The 20,171-nt window shown below is 65.1% G+C and carries 20 protein-coding genes and 1 pseudogene; 16 read left to right on the top strand and 5 right to left on the bottom strand.

Translation table 11 applies throughout. The features are described 5' to 3' along the window. Positions 1 to 21: 21 nt before the first annotated feature. The 8 genes from ACOZKU_RS13595 to cml all read left to right on the top strand — a co-directional run bounded on the left by ACOZKU_RS13595 (position 22) and on the right by cml (position 8,422). Positions 22 to 1,572 carry a di-heme oxidoredictase family protein gene (locus ACOZKU_RS13595; protein WP_421579326.1) on the top strand — a complete coding sequence of 517 codons (1,551 nt, stop codon included), beginning with the start codon at positions 22 to 24 and terminating at the stop codon, positions 1,570 to 1,572. Beyond that, positions 1,572 to 2,699 carry an imelysin family protein gene (locus ACOZKU_RS13590; protein ID WP_421579325.1) on the top strand — a complete coding sequence of 376 codons (1,128 nt, stop codon included), beginning with the start codon at positions 1,572 to 1,574 and terminating at the stop codon, positions 2,697 to 2,699. Before ACOZKU_RS13595 ends, ACOZKU_RS13590 begins: the two co-directional genes overlap by 1 nt. Continuing rightward, a complete protein-coding gene (locus ACOZKU_RS13585; RefSeq protein WP_421579324.1) occupies positions 2,699 to 3,802 on the top strand; it encodes a DUF1513 domain-containing protein in 1,104 nt (367 codons plus the stop codon). The genes ACOZKU_RS13590 and ACOZKU_RS13585 overlap by 1 nt, the downstream gene beginning before the upstream one ends. A 41-nt stretch (positions 3,803 to 3,843) precedes the next feature. After that, a complete protein-coding gene (locus ACOZKU_RS13580; RefSeq protein WP_421579323.1) occupies positions 3,844 to 4,299 on the top strand; it encodes a TspO/MBR family protein in 456 nt (151 codons plus the stop codon). 80 nt (positions 4,300 to 4,379) lie between these two features. After that, positions 4,380 to 4,829 (top strand): PaaI family thioesterase, encoded by a 450-nt coding sequence (locus ACOZKU_RS13575; protein WP_314090603.1) that lies wholly within the window; start codon positions 4,380 to 4,382, stop codon positions 4,827 to 4,829. Next, positions 4,826 to 5,470, top strand: a complete 645-nt coding sequence (locus tag ACOZKU_RS13570) for a 5'-methylthioadenosine/S-adenosylhomocysteine nucleosidase (protein WP_421579322.1) — start codon at positions 4,826 to 4,828, stop codon at positions 5,468 to 5,470. The genes ACOZKU_RS13575 and ACOZKU_RS13570 overlap by 4 nt, the downstream gene beginning before the upstream one ends. A 53-nt stretch (positions 5,471 to 5,523) precedes the next feature. Continuing rightward, positions 5,524 to 7,086, top strand: coding sequence for a glutamine-hydrolyzing GMP synthase (guaA, locus tag ACOZKU_RS13565; RefSeq protein WP_421579321.1), 1,563 nt, complete (start codon positions 5,524 to 5,526; stop codon positions 7,084 to 7,086). A 136-nt stretch (positions 7,087 to 7,222) separates the two neighbouring features. Further along, the gene (gene cml / locus ACOZKU_RS13560; RefSeq protein WP_421579320.1) at positions 7,223 to 8,422 is read left to right on the top strand and encodes a CmlA/FloR family chloramphenicol efflux MFS transporter; all 1,200 of its coding nucleotides are present in this window, start codon (positions 7,223 to 7,225) and stop codon (positions 8,420 to 8,422) included. A gap of 33 nt (positions 8,423 to 8,455) precedes the next feature. Here the strand turns inward: cml and ACOZKU_RS13555 are convergent, their stop codons facing one another. After that, complete coding sequence (locus tag ACOZKU_RS13555; RefSeq protein ID WP_421579319.1) at positions 8,456 to 9,016, bottom strand: methylated-DNA--[protein]-cysteine S-methyltransferase; 561 nt, start codon at positions 9,014 to 9,016, stop codon at positions 8,456 to 8,458. 154 nt (positions 9,017 to 9,170) lie between these two features. Here ACOZKU_RS13555 and ACOZKU_RS13550 point away from each other — a divergent pair, with 154 nt between their 5' ends. Together ACOZKU_RS13550 and ACOZKU_RS13545 are read left to right on the top strand one after the other, a co-directional pair. After that, complete coding sequence (locus tag ACOZKU_RS13550) at positions 9,171 to 10,229, top strand: peptidase M14 (protein WP_421579318.1); 1,059 nt, start codon at positions 9,171 to 9,173, stop codon at positions 10,227 to 10,229. 127 nt (positions 10,230 to 10,356) lie between these two features. Next, positions 10,357 to 11,814 carry a phospholipase D-like domain-containing protein gene (locus ACOZKU_RS13545; RefSeq protein ID WP_421579317.1) on the top strand — a complete coding sequence of 486 codons (1,458 nt, stop codon included), beginning with the start codon at positions 10,357 to 10,359 and terminating at the stop codon, positions 11,812 to 11,814. Here ACOZKU_RS13545 and ACOZKU_RS13540 read toward each other — a convergent pair. Together ACOZKU_RS13540 and ACOZKU_RS13535 are read right to left on the bottom strand one after the other, a co-directional pair. Further along, complete coding sequence (locus ACOZKU_RS13540; RefSeq protein WP_421579351.1) at positions 11,786 to 12,655, bottom strand: endonuclease/exonuclease/phosphatase family protein; 870 nt, start codon at positions 12,653 to 12,655, stop codon at positions 11,786 to 11,788. The genes ACOZKU_RS13545 and ACOZKU_RS13540 overlap by 29 nt on opposite strands. Before the next feature lie 62 nt (positions 12,656 to 12,717). Next, a pseudogene (locus tag ACOZKU_RS13535) lies at positions 12,718 to 13,166 on the bottom strand (Lrp/AsnC family transcriptional regulator). Between the two features lie 178 nt (positions 13,167 to 13,344). Between ACOZKU_RS13535 and ACOZKU_RS13530 the strand changes: the two are divergent. The 3 genes from ACOZKU_RS13530 to ACOZKU_RS13520 are packed head-to-tail and all read left to right on the top strand — an operon-like array spanning position 13,345 to position 15,534. Further along, entirely contained in the window at positions 13,345 to 14,514 is a 1,170-nt protein-coding gene (locus ACOZKU_RS13530; protein ID WP_421579316.1) for an amino acid aminotransferase, read from the top strand. 8 nt (positions 14,515 to 14,522) lie between these two features. Beyond that, on the top strand, positions 14,523 to 15,143 hold the full coding sequence (locus tag ACOZKU_RS13525; protein WP_421579315.1) for a YitT family protein: 621 nt from the start codon (positions 14,523 to 14,525) through the stop codon (positions 15,141 to 15,143). Positions 15,144 to 15,189: 46 nt separating this feature from the next. Then, positions 15,190 to 15,534 carry an ArsC family reductase gene (locus ACOZKU_RS13520; RefSeq protein ID WP_421579314.1) on the top strand — a complete coding sequence of 115 codons (345 nt, stop codon included), beginning with the start codon at positions 15,190 to 15,192 and terminating at the stop codon, positions 15,532 to 15,534. Between the two features lie 15 nt (positions 15,535 to 15,549). Here the strand turns inward: ACOZKU_RS13520 and ACOZKU_RS13515 are convergent, their stop codons facing one another. Further along, a complete protein-coding gene (locus ACOZKU_RS13515; protein ID WP_421579313.1) occupies positions 15,550 to 16,536 on the bottom strand; it encodes a Gfo/Idh/MocA family protein in 987 nt (328 codons plus the stop codon). Positions 16,537 to 16,694: 158 nt separating this feature from the next. Here ACOZKU_RS13515 and ACOZKU_RS13510 point away from each other — a divergent pair, with 158 nt between their 5' ends. Both ACOZKU_RS13510 and ACOZKU_RS13505 read left to right on the top strand, forming a co-directional pair. Continuing rightward, on the top strand, positions 16,695 to 17,645 hold the full coding sequence (locus ACOZKU_RS13510; protein ID WP_421579312.1) for an aldo/keto reductase: 951 nt from the start codon (positions 16,695 to 16,697) through the stop codon (positions 17,643 to 17,645). A 1-nt stretch (position 17,646) separates the two neighbouring features. After that, positions 17,647 to 18,090, top strand: coding sequence for a GNAT family N-acetyltransferase (locus ACOZKU_RS13505; RefSeq protein WP_421579311.1), 444 nt, complete (start codon positions 17,647 to 17,649; stop codon positions 18,088 to 18,090). Positions 18,091 to 18,101: 11 nt separating this feature from the next. Here the strand turns inward: ACOZKU_RS13505 and ACOZKU_RS13500 are convergent, their stop codons facing one another. Next, on the bottom strand, positions 18,102 to 18,992 hold the full coding sequence (locus ACOZKU_RS13500) for a LysR family transcriptional regulator (RefSeq protein ID WP_421579310.1): 891 nt from the start codon (positions 18,990 to 18,992) through the stop codon (positions 18,102 to 18,104). Between the two features lie 150 nt (positions 18,993 to 19,142). Here ACOZKU_RS13500 and ACOZKU_RS13495 point away from each other — a divergent pair, with 150 nt between their 5' ends. Then, a complete protein-coding gene (locus ACOZKU_RS13495) occupies positions 19,143 to 20,141 on the top strand; it encodes an aldo/keto reductase (protein ID WP_421579309.1) in 999 nt (332 codons plus the stop codon). The last annotated feature ends 30 nt before the right edge of the window (positions 20,142 to 20,171 follow it).

The following is a 20,171-nucleotide window of genomic DNA, read 5'->3' as shown; positions in this document are numbered from 1 at the left end:
ATGGCGGCCCGATTTCCCCGCATGACAAAACGCCCTGCCCGTCGCCTGCTCGCGGTTTCCGCCGCGTTCACCGTCGCGGCAGGCGTTTTCGTTCTGGGAAGCGCGCATTCGCAGCACCGTGGCCGCGATGACCTTTTCGAAGACCTTTTCGAAAAAGACCTGGAGCGCGTTCAGGCCGTCACGGCCCTGACGACGGATTTCTCCAAGGCCGAGCCCTACGAGGCCATGTCCGCGGGTGCTACGACCTCGCTTGCGAAAATCGACCGCAACAGCTTCTCCCACTTCTCCGAAAACATCACCTTCGAGGAGCGCGAGACCTTCAAGCTCGGCAATGCGCTGTTCCAGAAACTCTGGGTCTCCTCGCCCTCCTCCACGCAGGCTTCCGATGGTCTCGGACCGCTCTACAATGCCCGCTCCTGCCAATCCTGCCACATCAAGGACGGTCGCGGTCATCCGCCGGAGGACAACACGGCGGACGCCACCTCGATGTTCCTGCGCCTTGCCCGCCCGGCAAAGACGCCCGAGGAGGAGGCTGCGCTGAAGAGCTTCCAAGCAATGAGCCTGCCCGATCCGATCTATGGCCGGCAGTTGCAGGACCAGGCCATTCCCGGCCTCAAGGCCGAAGGCCGCATGGTCATCGCCTATACGGAACAGCCCGTGACGCTGGCCGGCGGCGAGGTCGTCCAGCTGCGCCGCCCGACCTATTCCGTCGCGGACCTCGCCTACGGCGACCTCGATGCGACGACGACGCTCTCACCGCGCGTCACGCAGCCCATGCTCGGCCTCGGCCTGAGCGAAGCCATCCACGAGGCGGACATTTTTGCTCTTGCCGACCCCGACGATGCGGATGGAGACGGCATCAGTGGCAAGGCGGCGATCGCCATCGACCCCGGGACGGGCAAGCAGGCACTCGGCCGCTTCGGCTGGAAGGCGCAATCGGCCACGGTGCGCCAGCAGAGCGCGGAGGCCTTCGCCTTCGATATCGGCATCTCGACGCCGGAAGTGCCGCTGCACCAGGGCGATTGCATGCCGGCGCAGACCGCCTGTATCGACCGCCCCAACGGCGTGCAGACGCGGCTCGGCGACGCGGAGGCGCCCCCGCCGGTCATGGACCTCGTGACCTTCTATGCAGAGAACCTCGCCGTGCCGGCCCGGCGCAAGGCGAGCTTCGCCGAGACGCTTGCGGGAAAGCGCCTGTTCTACGAGACGGGCTGCGTTTCCTGTCACCATCCGAAATTCGTGACCCGGCGCGATGCCGCCAACAAGGCCCAGGCCTTCCAGCTCATCTGGCCCTATTCCGATTTCCTGCTGCACGACATGGGCGAAGGCCTTGCCGACGGGCAACAGGTGGGGGTGGCGACCGGACAGGAGTGGCGCACGCCGCCGCTCTGGGGTATCGGCCTTACAAAAACCGTCAACGGCCATACGTTCTTCCTGCATGACGGGCGCGCGCGCTCCCTCACCGAAGCCATCCTGTGGCACGGCGGCGAGGGCCAGAAGGCACGCGACCGCTTCGCCGCGCTGGAAAAACACGACCGCGACGCCCTTCTGACCTTCCTGGAGAGCCTCTGATGACCCAGCGCCCGCCTTTCCTCCGGTTCGGCCCCCTGCTTGCCGCCTCCCTCATCTTTGCGACGAGCCTGCCAGCCTTCGCACAGGAAGGCAGCGTGCCCGCCGTGCCCGAACTGACGGAAGAGATCGTCACCAGCATCATGACGCGCGCCATCGATGACGTGATCCGGCCGGGCTACCGCACCTTCGAGGCCTCCGCCGGCAAGCTCGCCGAAACGACCGCAGCCTATTGTAAGGCGCCCTCGGACGATGGCCGCAAGGCGGTCGATTCGGCCTTCCGCCAAGCCGTCACCGACTGGGGCCGCATCGAGATCGTGCGCATCGGCCCCGTCATCGACGACAACCGCTTCGAGCGCATCCTGTTCTATCCCGACCGCAAGGGCACCGGCCTGAAGCAGGTGCAGGCGCTGCTACAGAAGGCCGACGAGGCCGATGCCGACGCCGCGACCATGGGCAGCAAGAGTGTGGCGATCCAGGGCTTCGGCGCCATCGAATTCGCGCTTTACGGCACCGGCTCGGAGGCAATCGCAAAGACACCGAACGCCTTCCGCTGCCGCTATGCCGCCGCCGTCGCCACCCATATCCGGACGACGGCCGGCCAGCTCGCCGCCGCCTGGGATGCGCCCGACGGCGTGCAGAAGGACTGGAAGCATCCCGGCCCCGACAACCCCGTCTTCCGCACCGGCAAGGAGGCGATGACGGCGCTGCTCGGCATTCTCGTGCACGGCACGGAGGCGGTGCGCGACCAGCGCATCGAGACGTTCTACCGCAATGGCGGCATCGCCCGGCCGAAATCGGCGGTCTTCTGGCGCTCGGGAAACACCTGGACGTCGATTACGGCCAATCTCGAAGGCCTTCAGACCCTATTCGACAAATCGGGCATGGGCGACCTCATCGATCCCAGCATCGCCTCGGTCAACGGCAATATCGATTTCATTCTGAAGTCGCTGCGCCGGATCACCCCGACCATCGACCCCGACATGGCGAAGGCGGTGTCCACGCCGGAAGAGCAGCAGAAGATCGGTTTCCTGCTTATCAACACGCGCGAGCTGATCGTCGCCTTCGACGGCGGTTATGGCGGCGCGATCGGGCTCGGCTCCGGCTTCTCCTTCTCGGACGGCGATTGATGCGCAAACCGGGCAGCCAAAGCGCGCTTCTCGACCGGCGCGCCTTCCTGCGCATGGCGGGTGCGGCCTGGGCGGCGGGGCTCACCCCGCGCGCCGCCTTCGCGCTGGCGCGCACCGACGCCGTCTTCGCCTCCGGTTACAAGGCCTCTGATGGCAGCTTCGGCATTGCGGTGCTTGCCGATGACGGCAGTGTGATCGAGCGCACGCCGCTGCCCGCCCGCAGCCACGGCATGGCCTTTTCGCCCGCCACCCGCCACCTCGTCGCCTTCGCGCGGCGCCCTGGCACCTTCGCGCTGGTCGTCGACCGCAGCGGCAAGACGCAGCCGATCACCATCGCCGCCGCCGAGAACCGGCATTTCTTCGGCCATGGCTGCTTTTCACCCGATGGCCGGCTGCTTTACGCCAGCGAGAACGATTTCGACGCCAACCGTGGCGTCATCGGCCTTTACGACGCGCGGGACAGTTATCGCCGCCTCGGCGAATACCAGACCTACGGCATCGGCACCCACGACCTCTCGATCAGCGACGACGGCACACTGCTGATCGCCGCCAATGGCGGCATCGAGACCCATCCGGATTTCGGCCGCACCAAGCTCAATCTCGACCATATGGAGCCCTCGCTCGCCCTGATCGATGCGGCGAGCGGCGCGCTTGTCGAGCGCCATGCGCTGCCGGAAAAGCTGCGCCAGCTTTCCACCCGCCATATCGACCTCGACAACAAGGGCCGCATCTGGTTCGCCTGCCAGTATGAAGGCCCGCGCAACGACCTGCCGCCGCTCGTCGGCCATTTCGGCAAGGGTGAGGACCTCACCTTCCTGTCGTTGCCCGAGGACACCACAATCGGCCTTGCCAACTATGTCGGCGCCATCGCCGTCAATCGTCGCGAGGGTCTCGTCGGGCTGACATCGCCGAATGGCGGTCGCTTCGTCGTCCTCGATGCGAAGACCGGAGGGGTCCTGCGCGATGAGAGCGTGCCGGATGCCGCCGGCATCGCCCGCGCGCCGCACGGTTTTGCCGTCTCCTCCTATGACGGCGATTTTGCTGGACGCCGCAACGATATCGCCTGGGACCAGCATATCGCGTCGCTGAAATCACGGGCCTGATTGCCTCTGGACGGTTGCGGCAAGCGCGCTAGGTCAGGCACATGAACAACAAGCCCCTCGTCTATCTCGCCTTCCTCATCCTCGTTCTCGGCGGCGGCCTTCTGATCGGCGCCAACAATGTGCCCGGCGACTGGTACCAGTCCCTGGCCAAACCGTCCTTCAATCCGCCGAACTGGCTGTTCGCGCCGGTCTGGAGCGTGCTCTATGTCGTCATTGCCGTCGTCGGCGCGCGCACCTGGCTGTCGCTTCGCCGCTCCATGGCCATGCGGCTCTGGTATGCCCAGCTCGTGCTCAATTTCGCGTGGTCGCCGATCTTCTTCGGCCTTCAGGATCCAACCTCGGCCCTGATCGTCATCCTCGGCCTTCTCGTGGCGGTCGCAGGCTTTATCTTCGCCTCCTGGCGGCAGGACCGCACGGCGGCGCTGCTCTTCCTGCCCTATCTCGCCTGGGTCGCCTTCGCGACCGCGCTCAACGGCGCAATTGTCGCGCTGAACTGAAAGCCGCTTGCAGTGCAGCATGCACCATGCAAACGTCGGCCTGTTCCTCCGGGCCGCGCGCCCGCAAAAATGTGGGCATCATGACAGGCTTTCCACCGCCGGATTTCGCCGGCCGCATTACCGGAAGTTTCGGCCGCCAGCCGGCCATGGCGCTGATCGGCGCGGAACTCACCCGCGTCGAGCACGGCACCGTGGAAATCGAGCTGCCCTTTGACGAGAAGCTCACGCAGCAGCACGGCTTCCTCCATGCCGGCGTCATTTCGGCGGCCCTCGATACGGCCTGCGGCTATGCCGCCTATTCCGTCATCGATGCGGATGCCTCCATCCTCACCATCGAATTCAAGGTGAACCTCATGTCGCCGGGGCGCGGCGATCGTTTCCTGTTCCGCGGCGAGATCACCAAGCCGGGCTCCAACATCATCGTCGCCGACGGGCGCGGCTATGCCATTTCCGATGGACCCGCAAAGCTCATCGCCTCGATGACCAGCACGATGATGGTGGTGCGCGGCCGCGAGGACATTACCGAATGAGTTTCGCCCTCAAGACCGTCGGTGCAAAGCGCATCCTCTACGTCATGGCCGCCAATCCCGAATACGGCCCGCATCTCAAGGCCCGTATCACGCCGCTCATAACCGGCGTCGGTCCCGTCGAGGCCGCCGTGCAGCTGACGCTGGCGCTCTGCCATCTGGCGGCGGATGGCGACCTGCCCGACTATGTCGTGTCGCTCGGCTCGGCCGGTTCCGCCACGCTGGAGCAGACGGAGATCTACCAGGCGACCTCGGTCTCCTATCGCGACATGGATGCCTCGCCGCTCGGCTTCACGAAAGGCGCGACGCCCTTCCTCGACCTGCCGGCCGAGGTTGCCCTGCCGATCCGCATTCCCGGCATTCCAACCGCACGGCTCTCGACCGGTGCGAACGTCGTCTCCGGTGACGCCTATGCCGGCATCGATGCCGACATGGTGGAGATGGAAACCTTCGGCGCGTTGCGCGCTTGCCAGACCTTTGATGTCGCCCTGATCGGCCTTCGCGGCATTTCCGATGGCAAGGCCGAGCTCACCCATATCGGCGACTGGACGGAATACCTTCACATCATCGACGAAAAGCTCGCCGCAGCCGTCGACAGGCTGGAAGCGGCCATCGCCTCTTCGACGCTCTCTCGCAACGGCTGAAAATCCGGCCATCCCCCGTTGCGCGGCGAAAAGATATTCTTTAAAGGCTCGCCATGACCCAGACAGCCAATCCCGACAGCGTTCTCATCATCGATTTCGGCAGCCAGGTGACCCAGCTCATCGGGCGGCGCGTGCGCGAAGCAGGCGTCTATTGCGAGATCATCCCCTTCCAATCGGCGGAAGAAGCCTTCCATCGCATGAAGCCGAAGGCGATCATCTTCTCCGGCGGTCCCGCCTCGGTGCTCGACCAGGGCAGCCCGCGCGCCCCGCAGGTGGTCTTCGATTCCGGCCTGCCGATCCTCGGCATCTGCTATGGCCAGCAGACGCTCGCCACCCAGCTCGGCGGCACCGTCGAGGGCGGTCACGCCCGTGAATTCGGTCGCGCCGACGTGGAAATCCTGAAGTCCAGCCCGCTGTTCGAGGGCTTCTGGGAGGTCGGCAACAAGTATCCGGTCTGGATGAGCCACGGCGACCGCGTCACCGTCGCGCCCGAAGGCTTCGAGATCATTGGCGTCTCCGAAAACGCCCCCTTCGCCATCTGCGTCAACGAGGCGAAGCGATACTACACGACGATGTTCCACCCGGAAGTGGTGCACACGCCCGATGGCGCCAAGCTGCTCTCCAACTTCGTGCACAAGATCGCCGGAATCAAGGGCGACTGGTCGATGTCGGCCTACCGCGCCCGCGCCGTGGAAGCGATCCGCGAGCAGGTCGGCGACAAGCGCGTTATCTGCGCCCTGTCCGGCGGCGTCGACTCGTCGGTTGCGGCCCTCCTCATCCATGAGGCCGTCGGCGCGCAGCTCACCTGCATCCTCGTCGACCACGGCCTGATGCGAAAGAACGAGGCGGCCGACGTGGTCGCCATGTTCCGCGAGCACTACAATCTGCACCTCATCCACGTCGATGCCGTCGACCGTTTCGTCGGCGAGCTGGAAGGCGTTTCCGACCCGGAAACCAAGCGCAAGATCATCGGCCGCCTGTTCATCGAAGTCTTCGAGGAAGAGGCCGGCAAGCTCGGCGGCGCGGAATTCCTCGCCCAGGGCACGCTCTATCCCGATGTCATCGAAAGCGTCTCCTTCACCGGCGGCCCCTCGGTCACGATCAAGTCGCACCACAATGTCGGCGGCCTGCCCGAGCGAATGAACATGAAGCTCGTCGAGCCCTTGCGCGAACTCTTCAAGGACGAGGTGCGCGTGCTCGGCCGCGAGCTCGGCCTGCCGGATTCGTTCATCGGCCGCCACCCGTTCCCGGGTCCGGGCCTTGCCATCCGATGCCCGGGCGGCATCACCCGCGACAAGCTGGAGATCCTGCGCGAAGCCGACGCCATCTATCTCGACGAGATCCGCAAGGCGGGCCTCTACGACAAGATCTGGCAGGCCTTCGCGGTGCTGCTTCCCGTCCAGACCGTCGGCGTCATGGGCGACGGCCGCACCTACGAATTCGTCTGCGCGCTGCGCGCCGTCACCTCTGTCGACGGCATGACCGCCGACTTCTACCACTACGACATGAACTTCCTCGGCCGCGCCGCGACCCGCATCATCAACGAAGTCCGCGGCATCAACCGCGTCGTCTATGACGTGACGTCGAAGCCGCCGGGCACGATTGAGTGGGAATAGGATCGCGATGACGGGTCCCAAGTCAGCAGACAGATAAGCCGCAACGACACCCTGTTGTTGCGGCGCTCTGCTTAAGCCAATTCAGTTTTCGTACGCAGACGCCGCCGGATGTTCCTCATTTAGCGGATGATTTGTCATGCGTGTTCGTGATCCACGCCCGTGGACCTATAGCCTGCCGGTAGCGCTCCTGCTGCTGGCCCCCTTCAACATTCTCGCTTCGCTCGGGATGGATATCTACCTGCCGGTCGTGCCCGCCATGCCGGCGATCCTGCAAACCACGCCGGACGTGGTGCAGCTGACGCTGACCGTCTACATGATCGCGCTCGGCGTCGGCCAGGTGCTCTTCGGCCCACTGTCCGACCGCGTCGGCCGGCGGCCCGTGCTGATCGCCGGGGCTATGATCTTCGCGGCCGCCTCCTTCGGCCTCGCGGTCGCGACCTCGGCGCCGCTCTTCGTCTCGCTTCGCCTGCTCCAGGCGATCGGGGCGTCGGCAACCCTGGTGGCGATCTTCGCGACGATTCGCGACATCTATGCGGAGCGTCCCGAGAGCGCCGTCATCTACAGCCTGATGAACGCCATGCTGGCCGCCGTTCCGGCATTCGGCCCGATTGCCGGTGCCGTTCTCGCCAATGCATTCGGCTGGCAGTCGCTCTTCATCGCACTCGGCTTTCCAGCCGTGACGGTATTGCTCTGGGCACTCCCGAAATGGCACGAAACCCGGCCAGCCGAGGCCAGTGAGCAAAGACGCATATTCGGTTCCGTACTGGCAAGCCTCGCCTTCTGGACCTACACGCTCGCCTTCAGCGCCGCGATGGGAACCTTCTTCGTCTTCTTCTCCACGGCGCCGCGCATCCTGATGGACGGCGCGGGCTTTTCCGAACTCGGCTTCAGCCTGACTTTCGCCACAGCCGCCGTGGTGATGATCGCAACGGCGCGGTTTGCGGAGAGCTTCGTCAACCAATGGGGCGTTTCGGGCTGCATGCTGCGTGGCATGCTCCTGCTGCTTGCGGGCGCCGGACTGCTTGCGCTTGGGCAACGCACGGCACCATTATCCTTCTGGACCTTCATGCCGCCCATGTGGCTGATCGCGGTTGGTATCGTGTTGACGGCGTCCGTTTCCGCAAACGGCGCCCTGCAGGCCTTCGCAAGCTCCGCCGGGACGGCGGTTGCGCTGCATTTTTGCGTGCAGAGCCTGATTACGGGCCTTGCCGGTACCGCCTTCGTCGTCCTGCTCGATGGCGCAACCGCATGGCCGCTCGTGGCGTATACAACCTGCATGGCGATCGTCACGCTCGCTGCCCGTGCGATTCTCGAAAGGCGCTACATACGAGGCTGACGACAAGACACGGGCGGCCCCGGTCGCCCGTGGCTAAAATCCGAACGACTGCTGCGCCGGCGCTGGCGGGGCGAAGGAGACGCCTTCGAGCGCCAGCATCTTCACCTTCGAGATGGAACCGCCCGGCGCGGAAAAACCGCCGACCTTACCGCCGGCAGCCAGCACGCGGTGGCAGGGGATGATGAGGGCGACGGGGTTTTTCGCCATGGCCTGACCGACCTCGCGGGCCATTTCCGGCCCGGCGCCGAGATCGCGGGCGATGGTGCCGTAGGTCGTCGTCTCGCCCCAATGCACCCGGCGCGCGGCGTCATAGACCTTCAGGAAGAAATCGCTCTGGCCGGCGAGGTCGAGCGGCACGGCGGTGAAATCGGCTTCCTCTCCGGCGAAATAGCGCTGTGCCGCCGCCACGGCCTGCTGGACGGCGGGCGGCGGTTCGGCGGCCTCGGCCTCGGGCAGGTGGCGCAGCAGCAGGCGGCGGGTGGTGGCGGCGTCCTCGCCCGGCAGCTGGAAGCGCACGACACCCGCCTGCGTCCAGGCGATGCCGCAGGGGCCGCCCGCCGTGTCGAAGATCAGATAATGGGCCTTGCCGGTCATGGTCGGCTCCTGTTGCCGTTTCCAGCACAAGATCGGGCTTTGCCCGGCGCGTTTCAACCCGTTTCTTGCGCAGCAAGAGGTGTCTTGGCGGGGGCTTGCTTCCGACGCGTCCAATTCGCATAAACCTTCGAAAAACGATTCAGCGAGGCGCGACGTGGAGAATTCGGACATCATCATCGGCGGCGATACGGCGGGCATCGAGTGGCGCGTGCCGGTCTATCGCTTTAAGGGCAGCGACAAGGCCGCGCCCTCCGTCTATATCCAGGCGGCGCTGCATGCCAACGAGCTGCCCGGCACCGCGCTCCTGCATTTCCTGCTCGAGCGCCTGTGCAAGGCCGATGCCGAGGGCGCGATCCGCGGCGATATCACCGTCATTCCGCAGGCCAATCCGATCGGTCTCGCCCAGTTTCATTTCGGCGAGATGGAAGGCCGCTTCGATCTGGGATCGCGCACCAATTTCAACCGCGATTACCCGCTGATCGCGCTTGCCGAGCGCGAGGCGTTGCTGGAGAATTTTTCCCGCCGCAGCGCCGCCGACCGGCTGAAGCGCACGTTGCTGCACACCGCACTTGGCCATGACCTCATGCTCGACCTGCATTGCGACGACGAAAGCCTGCAATATGCCTATATCGACGACGCCTTCTGGCCGGAGGCGGCCGATCTCGCGGCGGCGCTCGACATGCGGGCCGTGTTCCTCTCGGATGGCGAAAGCACCGCCTTCGAGGAGGCCGTCGGCTTCGCCTTCAAGCACCAGGGCGGCGAAAAGCTGACGAGCGTGCCGGGCCGCCTCGCCGTCACCGTCGAGCTGCGCGGCCGGCGCGATGTCTATCCCGACATGGCCAAGCGCGATGCCGATGGCCTCTGGGACTTCCTGGCCGGCCGCGGTGTCGTCATCGATCCCGCCCATGCCGCCAAGGCCTATAGCGGCCCCGCCATTCCGCTCGACAATATCGAAATGGTGCGCGCGCCCGAGCCCGGCACCGTACTCTTCCACCGCGATATCGGAGACAACGTGAAGGCCGGCGATCTCTTGGCGACGCTGATCACCCGGCCGGGCGCGCCTGACGGCACGATCGACGTGACAGCCGCCCATGACGGCCTGATCGCCACCCGCACCTCCGCGCGCTATGCGCGGCGCGGCGACGACTTGATGAAGATCGCCTGCCATGAAGCGACCCGCAAGGATCGCGAACCCGGCACGCTGGAGGACTAAGAGAATCTTCCCTGCGAGGGGTTTTGACCCCTCGCAATCACGCGGCCGGAAGCAATATATAGTGAGGGCATACGAGCCGTAGTTGCGGCTGTGGCTGGAGGAACGCGAGGGGTGGTCTGCACGCATCATGTTTGAGACGCTCTCCGCCTACTGGCCGCATATCTTCGTCGCCCTGTCGATCATCCTCGGTATTCCCGCCGCCATTCACGCGACGATGACGAAGGAAGAGGTGCGCGCGGCGATCGGCTGGGTCGGCGTCATCGTGCTCTCACCCGTCGTCGGCCCCGTCATCTATGCCGTCGGCGGCGTGAACCGCATCCGCCGCAACACGCTGAACCTCAGCCGCGAGGGCCTCATCGCCGCCGGCTGGTACCACCGGTCCGAATACGACGTTTCCAACGAACACATGACGGTGGCCTATGGCGGAGCGCTCGCCGCCATGCAGCGGCTCGGCGATACGGTGGGCCGTTGCAAACTGACCTCCGGCAACCGGATCAAGCTGCTTGCGACCGGCGACGAGGCCTATGCCGCGATGCTGTCGGCCATCGGCGCCGCGGAGCGCTCCATCCTGCTCGAAACCTATATTTTCGACCGCGACGCGGCCGGCGAGCGCTTCGTGCAGGCGCTTTCGGCCGCCGTGGCGCGCGGTGTCGCGGTGCGCGTGCTGATCGATGCGGTGGGCGCGCGCTACTCCATTCCCTCCATCGTCTCGGAGCTGAAACGGGCGCATGTCCCCGTCGATGTCTTCAACGGCAACATCGTCATGGGCCTGCGCCTGCCCTATGCCAACCTGCGTACCCACCGAAAAATCCTGATCGTCGACGGCAGCGTCGCCTTCACCGGCGGGCTCAACATCCGCGCCGGCTTCTGCACCGAGTTTTCCGACGCGGCGGCGCTCGACACGCATTTCCGCCTCACCGGCCCCGTCGTCAGCGATCTCTTCCGCATCGCCTATGAGGACTGGCGCTTTTCCGGCGGCGACGAATTGTCCGGCGAAATCTGGCAGATCGCCCCGCCGCCGGATGCGCCCGACAGCGGCATGCTTGCTCGCGTCGTGCCGTCAGGTCCCGACAAAAGCCTGGAAACCAACCACCGCATGCTGATGGGCGCCGTCTCGGTGGCGAAACATCATATCCGCATCATGTCGCCCTATTTCCTGCCCGACCGGGAGCTGATCAGCGCCATCGTCACGGCGGCGCGGCGTGGGGTGGAGATCGACATCATCGTGCCGTCCTCAAACAACCTGAAGCTCGTCGATCTCGCCATGACGGCGCAGTTCGATCAGATGCTGAAACACGGCTGCCGCATCTGGCGCGCCTCGGGCGCCTTCAACCATTCCAAGCTGACGGTGGTCGACGACGCCTGGTCCTATGTCGGCTCCTCCAACATCGATCCGCGCTCGCTCCGGCTGAATTTCGAGGTGGATATCGAGGTGATCGATCCCGATTTCGCCGAACTCATCGGCGCGCGCATCGACGCCGCCCTTGAGGGATCCGAGCAGGTGAAGCTGGAGGAACTCCGGGCGCGGCCCTTCGTGCAACGCCTCGTCGAGCGCATCACATGGCTTGGCTCGCCCTATCTGTAGGCCCGGTGGCGCGCTCCGAGACGACCTTGAGATCTATATGCGCCTTGATCGGCAGGTGATCGGACGCAATGCGGGCGAGCGGAGAATCATGCACCTCCACCGACGTGACGAGATCATGCGGATGGCCGAGCGCCCGGTCGAGCGCCAGCACGGGAAAGCGCGAGGGAAAGCTCGGCACCGCGCCGGAGGCCGGATCGAAGGTCGGATGCAGGCGGGCGAGCGACGAGCCCCGCCCGACACGCCACTCGTTGAGATCGCCGACGAGCAGGGTCGGCATCACCTCGTCTTCCGCCAGGGAAGCGAGGATCGCCATGGCCTGCTGTTCGCGCGAGCGCTTCAGCAGACCGAAATGCGCGGCGACGAGACGCAGCTTGCCGGCGGGCAGATCGAGCGTCACGACCAGCGCGCCGCGGGGTTCCACGCCCGGCAGCTTCAGCTGGCGCACGCCGCCGACGGCGCCCTTGCGGATCATGATCATGTTGCCGTGCCAGCCATGGCCGGTCGACGAAAGCGCTGTGATCGGCACCGGCACGAGGCCGCAATCGCGCTCCAGCATCTCAAGCTTCAAGAGGCCCGAACGCTCGCCGAACCGTTTGTCGGCCTCCTGGATGGCGATCACGTCGGCATCGATCTCGCCGATGACGCTCGCCGTGCGCTCGGGATCGAAGCGCCGGTCGACGCCGATGCATTTGTGCACGTTGTAGGAGGCGATGACGGTGTCACCCGGACGATTGCTCTCCGGCGGCCGGTGGCCGCGGCGATTGCGAATGGCCGTCAGCAGCGCTGCCGATGTGTTCTTGCCGTTCCTATCCAAGGGTCCTTCCTCGTGCGTTCTTTGCATCATATGGGCCGCCCCGCGCCATGGGCAACCGCGGAGCTGCAAGAAGGTTCCGGAAAGTGCCGTCAGGGAAGCGGGCTCACCTGCATCTTCGGGCTGTCGAGCAGGATGGTTGAGCGCAGCGTCTTGATCTCGCCGATGCGCTCGAATTCGCTCCACAGAAGCCGCCGGTAATCCGCGACATCCTTCACGGCGATCTTCAACAGGAAATCGAAATCGCCGGCCACCGTATGGCATTCGACGACCTCCGGCATGCGCCGCACCAGATCGATGAAACGCTCGCCGACTTTCGGCGCCGTACGCTCCAGCGTCACCTCGAGAAAGGCCTGGAAACCGATCCCGGCGGCGCGCGGACGACGATGACGGTGTGGCGGATGACGCCGCCCGCCTCCAGCCGCGCGAGACGCCGCGACAGTGGGGCCGGCGACAGGCCGACCTTTTCCGCCAGCTGGTTGTTGGAGAGCCCCGCATCCTCGACGAGCAGACGGATGATGCGCCGGTCGGTCTGGTCCAATGCAACCTCGTCGCCCGTCTTCTTGTCCGTTCCGTCCACCTCGCAAAAAATTGCATCAATCTAGCGAATGAAAGCAAGAAGACAAAAGCTTCTTGCGCTTTCTCCGCAATATCATGGTCGATTTTGCGGATGTTTTGACTTACACCGCTTCTACACCAACCCAGACAGGACCCCGGCCATGTTCGACGCCCTCACCCGCCAGCCCGATGACCCGTTGCTTGCTTTGATCGGCCTTTTCCGGGCGGATACGCGTGCCGGCAAGGTGGATCTCGGCGTCGGCGTCTATCGCGACGAAACGGGCGCCACGCCGATCTTCCGCGCGGTGAAGGAAGCCGAAAAGCGCCTCGTCGAGACGCAGCCGACAAAGGCTTATGTCGGCCCGGAAGGCGATCCCGTCTTCCTCGACCGCCTCTGGGAGCTGACGACGGCAGACGCCGGCCGCGGCCGCGCCACCGCCGGCCTCCAGACGCCGGGCGGCTCCGGCGCGCTGCGCCTTGCCGCCGACCTACTGGCGCGCATGGGCACCAAGGGTATCTGGCTCGGCCTGCCGAGCTGGCCGAACCACGCCAGTATCTTCAAGTCCGCCGGGCTGGAGGTCATCACCTATCCGTTCTTCGACATCCCCGCGCAGAGCGTGCAGTTCGACCGCATGATGGAAGCGCTTGGCGGTGCTGCCCCCGGCGATGCCGTGCTGCTGCATGCAAGCTGCCACAACCCGACCGGCGCGAACCTCACGGACGAGCAATGGCGCACCGTCTCCGCGCTGATCGCCGAAAAGGGCCTGCTGCCGCTCGTCGATATCGCCTATCAGGGTTATGGCCGCGGCCTTGACGAGGATGCCGCGGGTCTCCGAACGCTGCTGACGGCTGTGCCGGAAGCGCTGGTGGCCGTCTCCTGCTCCAAATCCTTCGGCCTCTACCGCGAGCGCACCGGCGCGATCTATGCCGTGTGCAACAATGCCGAGACTGCGCTCTCCGTGCGCAGCAATCTCGCCGCGCTTGCCCGCACCAGCTATTCCATGCCGCCGGACCATGGCGCGGCCATCGTCAGCATGATCCTCGGCGACGCGGCGCTGAAGGCCGACTGGATGGCCGAGATCGAGGCGATGCGCCAGCGCGTTACCGCGATCCGCGAGCGACTTGCCGCCGGGCTTGCCGGCCGCTGGCAGGTGCTGACGGCGATCCGCGAGCAGGAGGGAATGTTCTCGCTCTTGCCCCTGGAGGAGGAGCAGGTGCTGAAGCTGCGTGCCGAGCACGCCGTCTACATGCCGACCTCGGGCCGCATCAACATTGCCGGCTTGAAGACGGCCGAGGTCGATGACGTCATCGCCAAGTTCCTGAGTCTCTGAGAAAAACCATGTCCGTCGAAACTGCCAGCCAGGCGGAGCGCCACTCCGCCTATGAGGATCTTATTGCCATCGTCATCGGCACACTGTTCGTGGCGCTGGGCGTGGTCATCTATACCAAGGCGGTGCTGCTCGCCGGCAGCACGGCGGGCTTGGCACTCCTCCTGCACTATGCAAGCGGGATCAGTTTCTGGTGGTTGTTCTTCGCCGTCAACCTGCCCTTCTACATCCTTGCCGTCAAAAAGCTCGGCTGGGCCTTCACTCTCCGCACCTTCGCCGCTGTGACGCTTGTTTCCATCTTTAGCCGGCTAACTTCGGAGCTTATCAGCTTCTCCCATCTCGATCCGCTTTATGCGGCCGTCATGGGTGGCGCGCTGTCGGGCACCGGCCTGCTCATCCTCTTCCGCCACGGCACGGGCCTTGGCGGCATCAATGTGCTGGCGATCTACCTGCAGGACCGCTTCGGCCTGCGCGCAGGCTATTTCCAGATGGCAGTCGATCTCGCCATCCTTGCCGCCGCCTGTTTCGTCATTCCGTTCGACCGGCTGGCACTTTCCGTGCTCGGCGCCGTCGTCGTCAATATGACGCTCGCCATCAATCACCGCCCCGGCCGTTATCTCGGGGTGACGTGACCATTTCGCCGGCTTATGAAGGCGGCCAAACTTGAAGGAGAGACGCGTGATCGTCACGATCTACGGCATCAAGAACTGCGACACGATGAAGAAGGCGCGCACCTGGCTCGATGCCAAGGGCATTGCCTACACATTCCACGACTACAAGGCGGAAGGCATCGACGAGAAGAGCCTGAAACGCTTCGTCGACGCGCTCGGTTGGGAAACGGTGCTGAACCGCGCCGGCACAACCTTCCGCGCGCTGCCGGATGAGGACAAGCAGGACCTCGACGCGACGAAGGCGATCGCCCTGATGCTCGCCCAGCCCTCGATGATCAAGCGGCCCATGCTAGATCGCGACGGGGCGCTCACGGCCGGCTTCAAGCCGGACATCTACGAAACGCTGTTTTGAGCGAAAGAGCCGGTCTCAGACCGGCTCCCAGCCGTCCTTCTCGCTGGCGCGGTAGATGGCGTCGATGAGCTTCTGGTTCTCGACCGAGCTTTCCAGCGAGACAACGTCTTCCTTCTCACCGCGTGCTGCGCGTGTGAAGGCTTCGGCCTCGAGCTTGTATTGGCGCGCATCCTGGAAACGGAAGAGCTGGCTTTCGCTGTGTGAAGCGTTGGTCAACTCCACCTCCTCCCGGCCGTAGCGGTCGGCATTGAACGGCGATTTCACCTCGATGAAACCCTTGTCGCCATGGAAGACCATGACTTGGCGCTGGGCGAGCTGCGTCGAGATGTAGAAGGACAGTTCGAAATCGCCGAAATCGGCGCGCACGCTCGAATAGATGTCCGTGCCGAATTCCGGATCGCGATCCGTGCTCGCCTGAACGCGGATCGCTTCCTTGCCGGTGACGAAACGCGTGGTGATCGTTGGGTAGACGCCGATATCCGGCAGGCCGCCGCCGCCGAGCGCCGGCACGTTGCGCATATTGCCGGGATCGCGGTTGTAGTAGGTGAAGACGCCCTGCACATGGCGCAGCCTGCCGATCGCGCCTTCGGCCAGAAGCGAGCGCACCTTGCGCCAGACGGGGCTGTAGGTAACCATGAAGGCTTCGGAGATCAGCACCTTGTTGCGGTCGCGCGCGGCGATCAGCGCATCGATCTCGCCGGCATTGAGCGCAATCGGCTTTTCGCAGAGCACGTGTTTTCCGGCATCCGCCGCCCTGATGGTCCATTCCACATGCTGCGAGGTCGGCAGCGGGATATAGACGGCATCAACAGTGTCGGACGCCAGCATCTCCTCATAGGAGCCGAAGGCGTGGGGCACGGAAAACCGGTCGGCCATGGCGCGGGCCTTGGCAAGGTCGCGGCTGGCAATGGCGGTCACGACGCAGTTCTCCGCATCCTGGATGGCCGGCACGACGAGTTCGCGGCCGATCTTCGCCGTCGACAGAATTCCGAAACGCAGCATGGTTTTGTCTCCCTGATTTGGCCCGAAGACTAGTCGCGAGGTACGTTCCTCGCAAGCGCGGACGCTCGCAAAAAATGCCTTGCCGGATAGCGTGCAAAGCGGGCGCACCCGGCCTATGCTGCACGAACATTTCAGCACGTATCCCTTGGAGGAAGCCCATGCAGTTCCGTTCTCTCGGCCGAACCGGCCTTTCCATCGCGCCCCTCGTCTTCGGCGGCAACGTCTTCGGCTGGACGGCCGACGAGAAGACCTCCTTCGATCTTCTCGACGCCTTCACCGGCGCGGGCTTCAACGCCATCGACACGGCCGACGTCTATTCCAGCTGGGCGCCGGGCAATCAGGGCGGCGAGTCCGAGACGATCATCGGCAAATGGCTGAAGCGCTCGGGTCTCGCGCGCGACAAGGTGGTCGTCGTCACCAAGGTCGGCTCCGACATGGGCCAGGGCCGGCGCGACCTCAGAAAATCGTGGATCGTCGAGGAGGTCGAGAACTCGCTGCGCCGGCTCCAGACGGATCACATCGATCTCTACCTCTCGCATTGGCCGGATCCCGAAACGCCCTATGAGGAAACGCTGGAAGCCCATGCCGGCCTCGTCAAGGCGGGCAAGGTGCGCGCCTTCGGTGCCTCCAACCTCGATGCCGGCCAGCTGCAGGCCTCCTTCGAAGCCGCCGACGCGGCCGGCCTGCCGCGTTACGCCGCGCTGCAGCCGGAATACAATCTCTACGACCGCGCCGGCTTCGAGGGCGCACTGGCCGATCTCTGCCGCAAGGAAGATCTCGGCGTCATCACCTATTTCAGCCTCGCTTCCGGCTTCCTGACCGGCAAATACCGTACCGCGGCCGATACCGAGGGCCGGACACGCGGCGAGGATGTGGCGCGCTATCTCGACGAGCGGGGCCTGCGCATCCTGGCGGCGCTCGATCAGGTGGCGGCGGAGACGGGCGCGACGCCGGCCGAGATCTCGCTTGCCTGGCTGATGGCGAAACCCGCCGTCACCGCGCCGATCGCCAGCGCCACCAGTCTCTCCCAGCTGGATAGCCTGATGAAGGCGGCGGCATTATCGCTCTCGGCCGAGCAGATTGCAGCCCTCGACGCGGCAGGAGTCTGACATGGCCCTCATCATCCGCGATCCGCTCGAAAGCGACGAAGCAGCCTGGCGCAAACTCTGGGCCGGTTACCTCGCCTTCTACAAGACCGAAGTGCTCGAGGAAGTGACGGCCTTCACCTGGGCGCGCATCCTCGATCCCGGCTCGCGCATGGCGATGCGCCTTGCCGAGGAGGATGGCGCGGTGATCGGCTTCGCCATCCACCACTATCACGATTCCACCTGGAGCATCGCGCCGGAAGGCTATCTCGAGGACCTCTTCGTCGACGGCACCGTGCGCGGCAAGGGCGCCGGCCGCGCGTTGATCGACGACCTCATCGCGATTTCGAAACGCCACGGCTGGAGCGGCATCTACTGGCACACTTCGCAGGACAATGCGCGCGCCCGGAAGCTCTATGACGGCTATGTCGAGACGGACGACCACATCCGCTACCGGCTGAAAACCTAACTTCGATAAACCTAACTTCGATAGCGGAAGAAATCGACGAAGGCGCGCAAGGCCGGGTGCATCTGGCGGCGTGAGGGGTAGTAGATCGAGAAACCGTCGAAGGCCGGACACCAGTCTTCCAGCACCGCCACCAGCCGGCCGGCGGCGATGTCCTCGGTCACCCGCTGGTCGAAGACATAGGCAAGACCCGCGCCGTCCATCGCGGCGGCGCGCATCAGCCGCTGGTCGGAGACGATCAGCGGACCCGACACGTCCACCGTCACCAACCGCCCGTCCTTTTCCAACTCCCAGCGATAGATGCGGCCGCTGGAAAAGCGGCGGCGGATGCAGCGATGTTGCATCAGGTCGCGCGGCTGCTGCGGCTTCGCATATTTCTCGAAATAGAACGGTGCGCCGACGACGAGGCCGCGCCACGGACCGCTCGCCCGGACCGCGATCATATCCGCCTCCAGATGCTCGCCGAGACGCAGCCCCGCATCGAACCCCTTTTCGACGATGTCTTCGAAGCGGTCGTCCGTGCGCAGTTCCAGCTCGATCTCGGGATATTCCAAGAGGAAGGCGCCGAGGCGCGGCATGACGATGTCTTCCGCCGCGATCAACGGCATGGTGATGCGCAGCGGTCCGGCCGGCCGGGTCTGGCGCTCGGCCAGCGCCTCCATGGCGGCGTCGATATCGGCCAGCGCCGGCGCCAGCGTGTCGAGCAACTGGCGCCCCTCCTCCGTCGGCGCAACGCTGCGGGTGGTGCGAGCGATCAGCCGCACGCCGAGGCTTGCCTCCAGCGCGGTGACGGCATGGCTGACGGCCGAGGGCGCGATGCCGAGCGTGGTCGCTGCCTTGCGGAAACTGCGCGCCTCGGCAACGATGGCCAATACGGCGAGCTGGGAAAGCTGGGTCCGGTTCATTGTTCGAACAGATAGAACAAGCCATTGGCTTTTGCATCCATTTTCAGCGAAAGCACTGCGCCCTAAATTGACCCTACCGGATGACGGCGACCGCTTCGCCGCCCGGCCCGCGGATCTCTCCCACCGGTCCCTTCAAGAAGGAAATGCGCCATGAAACACAGACATCTCGGCACGCTCGACGTTTCCGCCCTCGGCCTCGGCTGCATGGGCATGAGCCATGCCTATGGTCCCGCCGACGACGAGACGGCGGCGATCAATACGCTGCACCGCGCCGTCGATCTCGGCATCACGCTGTTCGATACGGCAGAGGTCTACGGCCCCTACAAGAACGAAATCCTCCTCGGCAAGGCGCTGAAACCGATGCGCGACAAGGTGGTCATCGCCACCAAGTTCGGCTTCCGCATCGACGCCACCAAGCCGGCCGACCAGATGATGGTTGGCACCGACAGCCGCCCGGAAAACGTCAAGGCGGTCGCCGGGGCCTCGCTGAAACGGCTCGGAACCGATGTCATCGACCTCTACTATCAGCACCGCGTCGATCCCGCCGTGCCGATCGAGGAGACGGTCGGCGCAATGGCCGATCTGGTACGCGAGGGCAAGGTGAAGGCGCTCGGCCTGTCCGAGGCCGGTGCGGAGACGATCCGCCGTGCGCATGCGGTGCATCCGATAGCAGCCGTGCAGAGCGAATATTCGCTGTGGACCCGAGACGTGGAAGAAAACGGCGTGCTCAACACCTGTCGCACCCTCGGCATCGGCTTCGTGCCCTTCAGCCCGCTCGGCCGCGGCGTGCTGACCGGCGCCTTGAAGAAGCTCGACGGCCTCTCCGCCGACGATTTCCGCCGCTCCCTGCCACGCTTTGAGGCGGAGAATTTCGATGCCAATCTGGCGCTGGTGACGGCGCTCGAAGAGATGGCGGCAGAGAAAGGCGTGGCCCCGGCGCAGCTGGCGCTCGCCTGGGTTCTGGCGCAGGGCGATTTCATCGTGCCGATCCCTGGCGCCAGCAAGGTGCCGCATCTCGATCAGAACGCCGCCGCCGCTGATGTCACGCTGACGCCGGAAGAAGCCGCCCGTCTCGGCGACCTGCTGTCGCCGGCCAAGGTCTCGGGCCAGCGCTACTCGCAAAAGCAGGCGGCGATGGCCAACCGGTAGGAACATCTGTCGGCCAGGCGTGAATAGCGG

Source organism: Shinella sp. M31 (assembly GCF_049199205.1).
In the GTDB taxonomy this organism is placed as follows: Bacteria; Pseudomonadota; Alphaproteobacteria; order Rhizobiales; family Rhizobiaceae; genus Shinella.
The sequence above is the reverse complement of the archived record's forward strand: the minus strand, read 5'-3'. Positions and strand labels throughout refer to the sequence as shown.

Excerpts from the sequence above, each read along its gene's own strand:
- ACOZKU_RS13595 (WP_421579326.1), top strand. The coding sequence starts at position 22 with ATGACAAAACGCCCTGCCCGTCGCCTGCTCGCGGTTTCCGCCGCGTTC.
- ACOZKU_RS13590 (WP_421579325.1), top strand. The coding sequence starts at position 1,572 with ATGACCCAGCGCCCGCCTTTCCTCCGGTTCGGCCCCCTGCTTGCCGCC.
- ACOZKU_RS13585 (WP_421579324.1), top strand. The coding sequence starts at position 2,699 with ATGCGCAAACCGGGCAGCCAAAGCGCGCTTCTCGACCGGCGCGCCTTC.
- ACOZKU_RS13580 (WP_421579323.1), top strand. The coding sequence starts at position 3,844 with ATGAACAACAAGCCCCTCGTCTATCTCGCCTTCCTCATCCTCGTTCTC.
- ACOZKU_RS13575 (WP_314090603.1), top strand. The coding sequence starts at position 4,380 with ATGACAGGCTTTCCACCGCCGGATTTCGCCGGCCGCATTACCGGAAGT.
- ACOZKU_RS13570 (WP_421579322.1), top strand. The coding sequence starts at position 4,826 with ATGAGTTTCGCCCTCAAGACCGTCGGTGCAAAGCGCATCCTCTACGTC.
- guaA (WP_421579321.1), top strand. The coding sequence starts at position 5,524 with ATGACCCAGACAGCCAATCCCGACAGCGTTCTCATCATCGATTTCGGC.
- cml (WP_421579320.1), top strand. The coding sequence starts at position 7,223 with ATGCGTGTTCGTGATCCACGCCCGTGGACCTATAGCCTGCCGGTAGCG.
- ACOZKU_RS13555 (WP_421579319.1), bottom strand. The coding sequence starts at position 9,016 with ATGACCGGCAAGGCCCATTATCTGATCTTCGACACGGCGGGCGGCCCC.
- ACOZKU_RS13545 (WP_421579317.1), top strand. The coding sequence starts at position 10,357 with ATGTTTGAGACGCTCTCCGCCTACTGGCCGCATATCTTCGTCGCCCTG.
- ACOZKU_RS13540 (WP_421579351.1), bottom strand. The coding sequence starts at position 12,655 with ATGCAAAGAACGCACGAGGAAGGACCCTTGGATAGGAACGGCAAGAAC.
- ACOZKU_RS13530 (WP_421579316.1), top strand. The coding sequence starts at position 13,345 with ATGTTCGACGCCCTCACCCGCCAGCCCGATGACCCGTTGCTTGCTTTG.
- ACOZKU_RS13525 (WP_421579315.1), top strand. The coding sequence starts at position 14,523 with ATGTCCGTCGAAACTGCCAGCCAGGCGGAGCGCCACTCCGCCTATGAG.
- ACOZKU_RS13515 (WP_421579313.1), bottom strand. The coding sequence starts at position 16,536 with ATGCTGCGTTTCGGAATTCTGTCGACGGCGAAGATCGGCCGCGAACTC.
- ACOZKU_RS13510 (WP_421579312.1), top strand. The coding sequence starts at position 16,695 with ATGCAGTTCCGTTCTCTCGGCCGAACCGGCCTTTCCATCGCGCCCCTC.
- ACOZKU_RS13505 (WP_421579311.1), top strand. The coding sequence starts at position 17,647 with ATGGCCCTCATCATCCGCGATCCGCTCGAAAGCGACGAAGCAGCCTGG.
- ACOZKU_RS13500 (WP_421579310.1), bottom strand. The coding sequence starts at position 18,992 with ATGAACCGGACCCAGCTTTCCCAGCTCGCCGTATTGGCCATCGTTGCC.
- ACOZKU_RS13495 (WP_421579309.1), top strand. The coding sequence starts at position 19,143 with ATGAAACACAGACATCTCGGCACGCTCGACGTTTCCGCCCTCGGCCTC.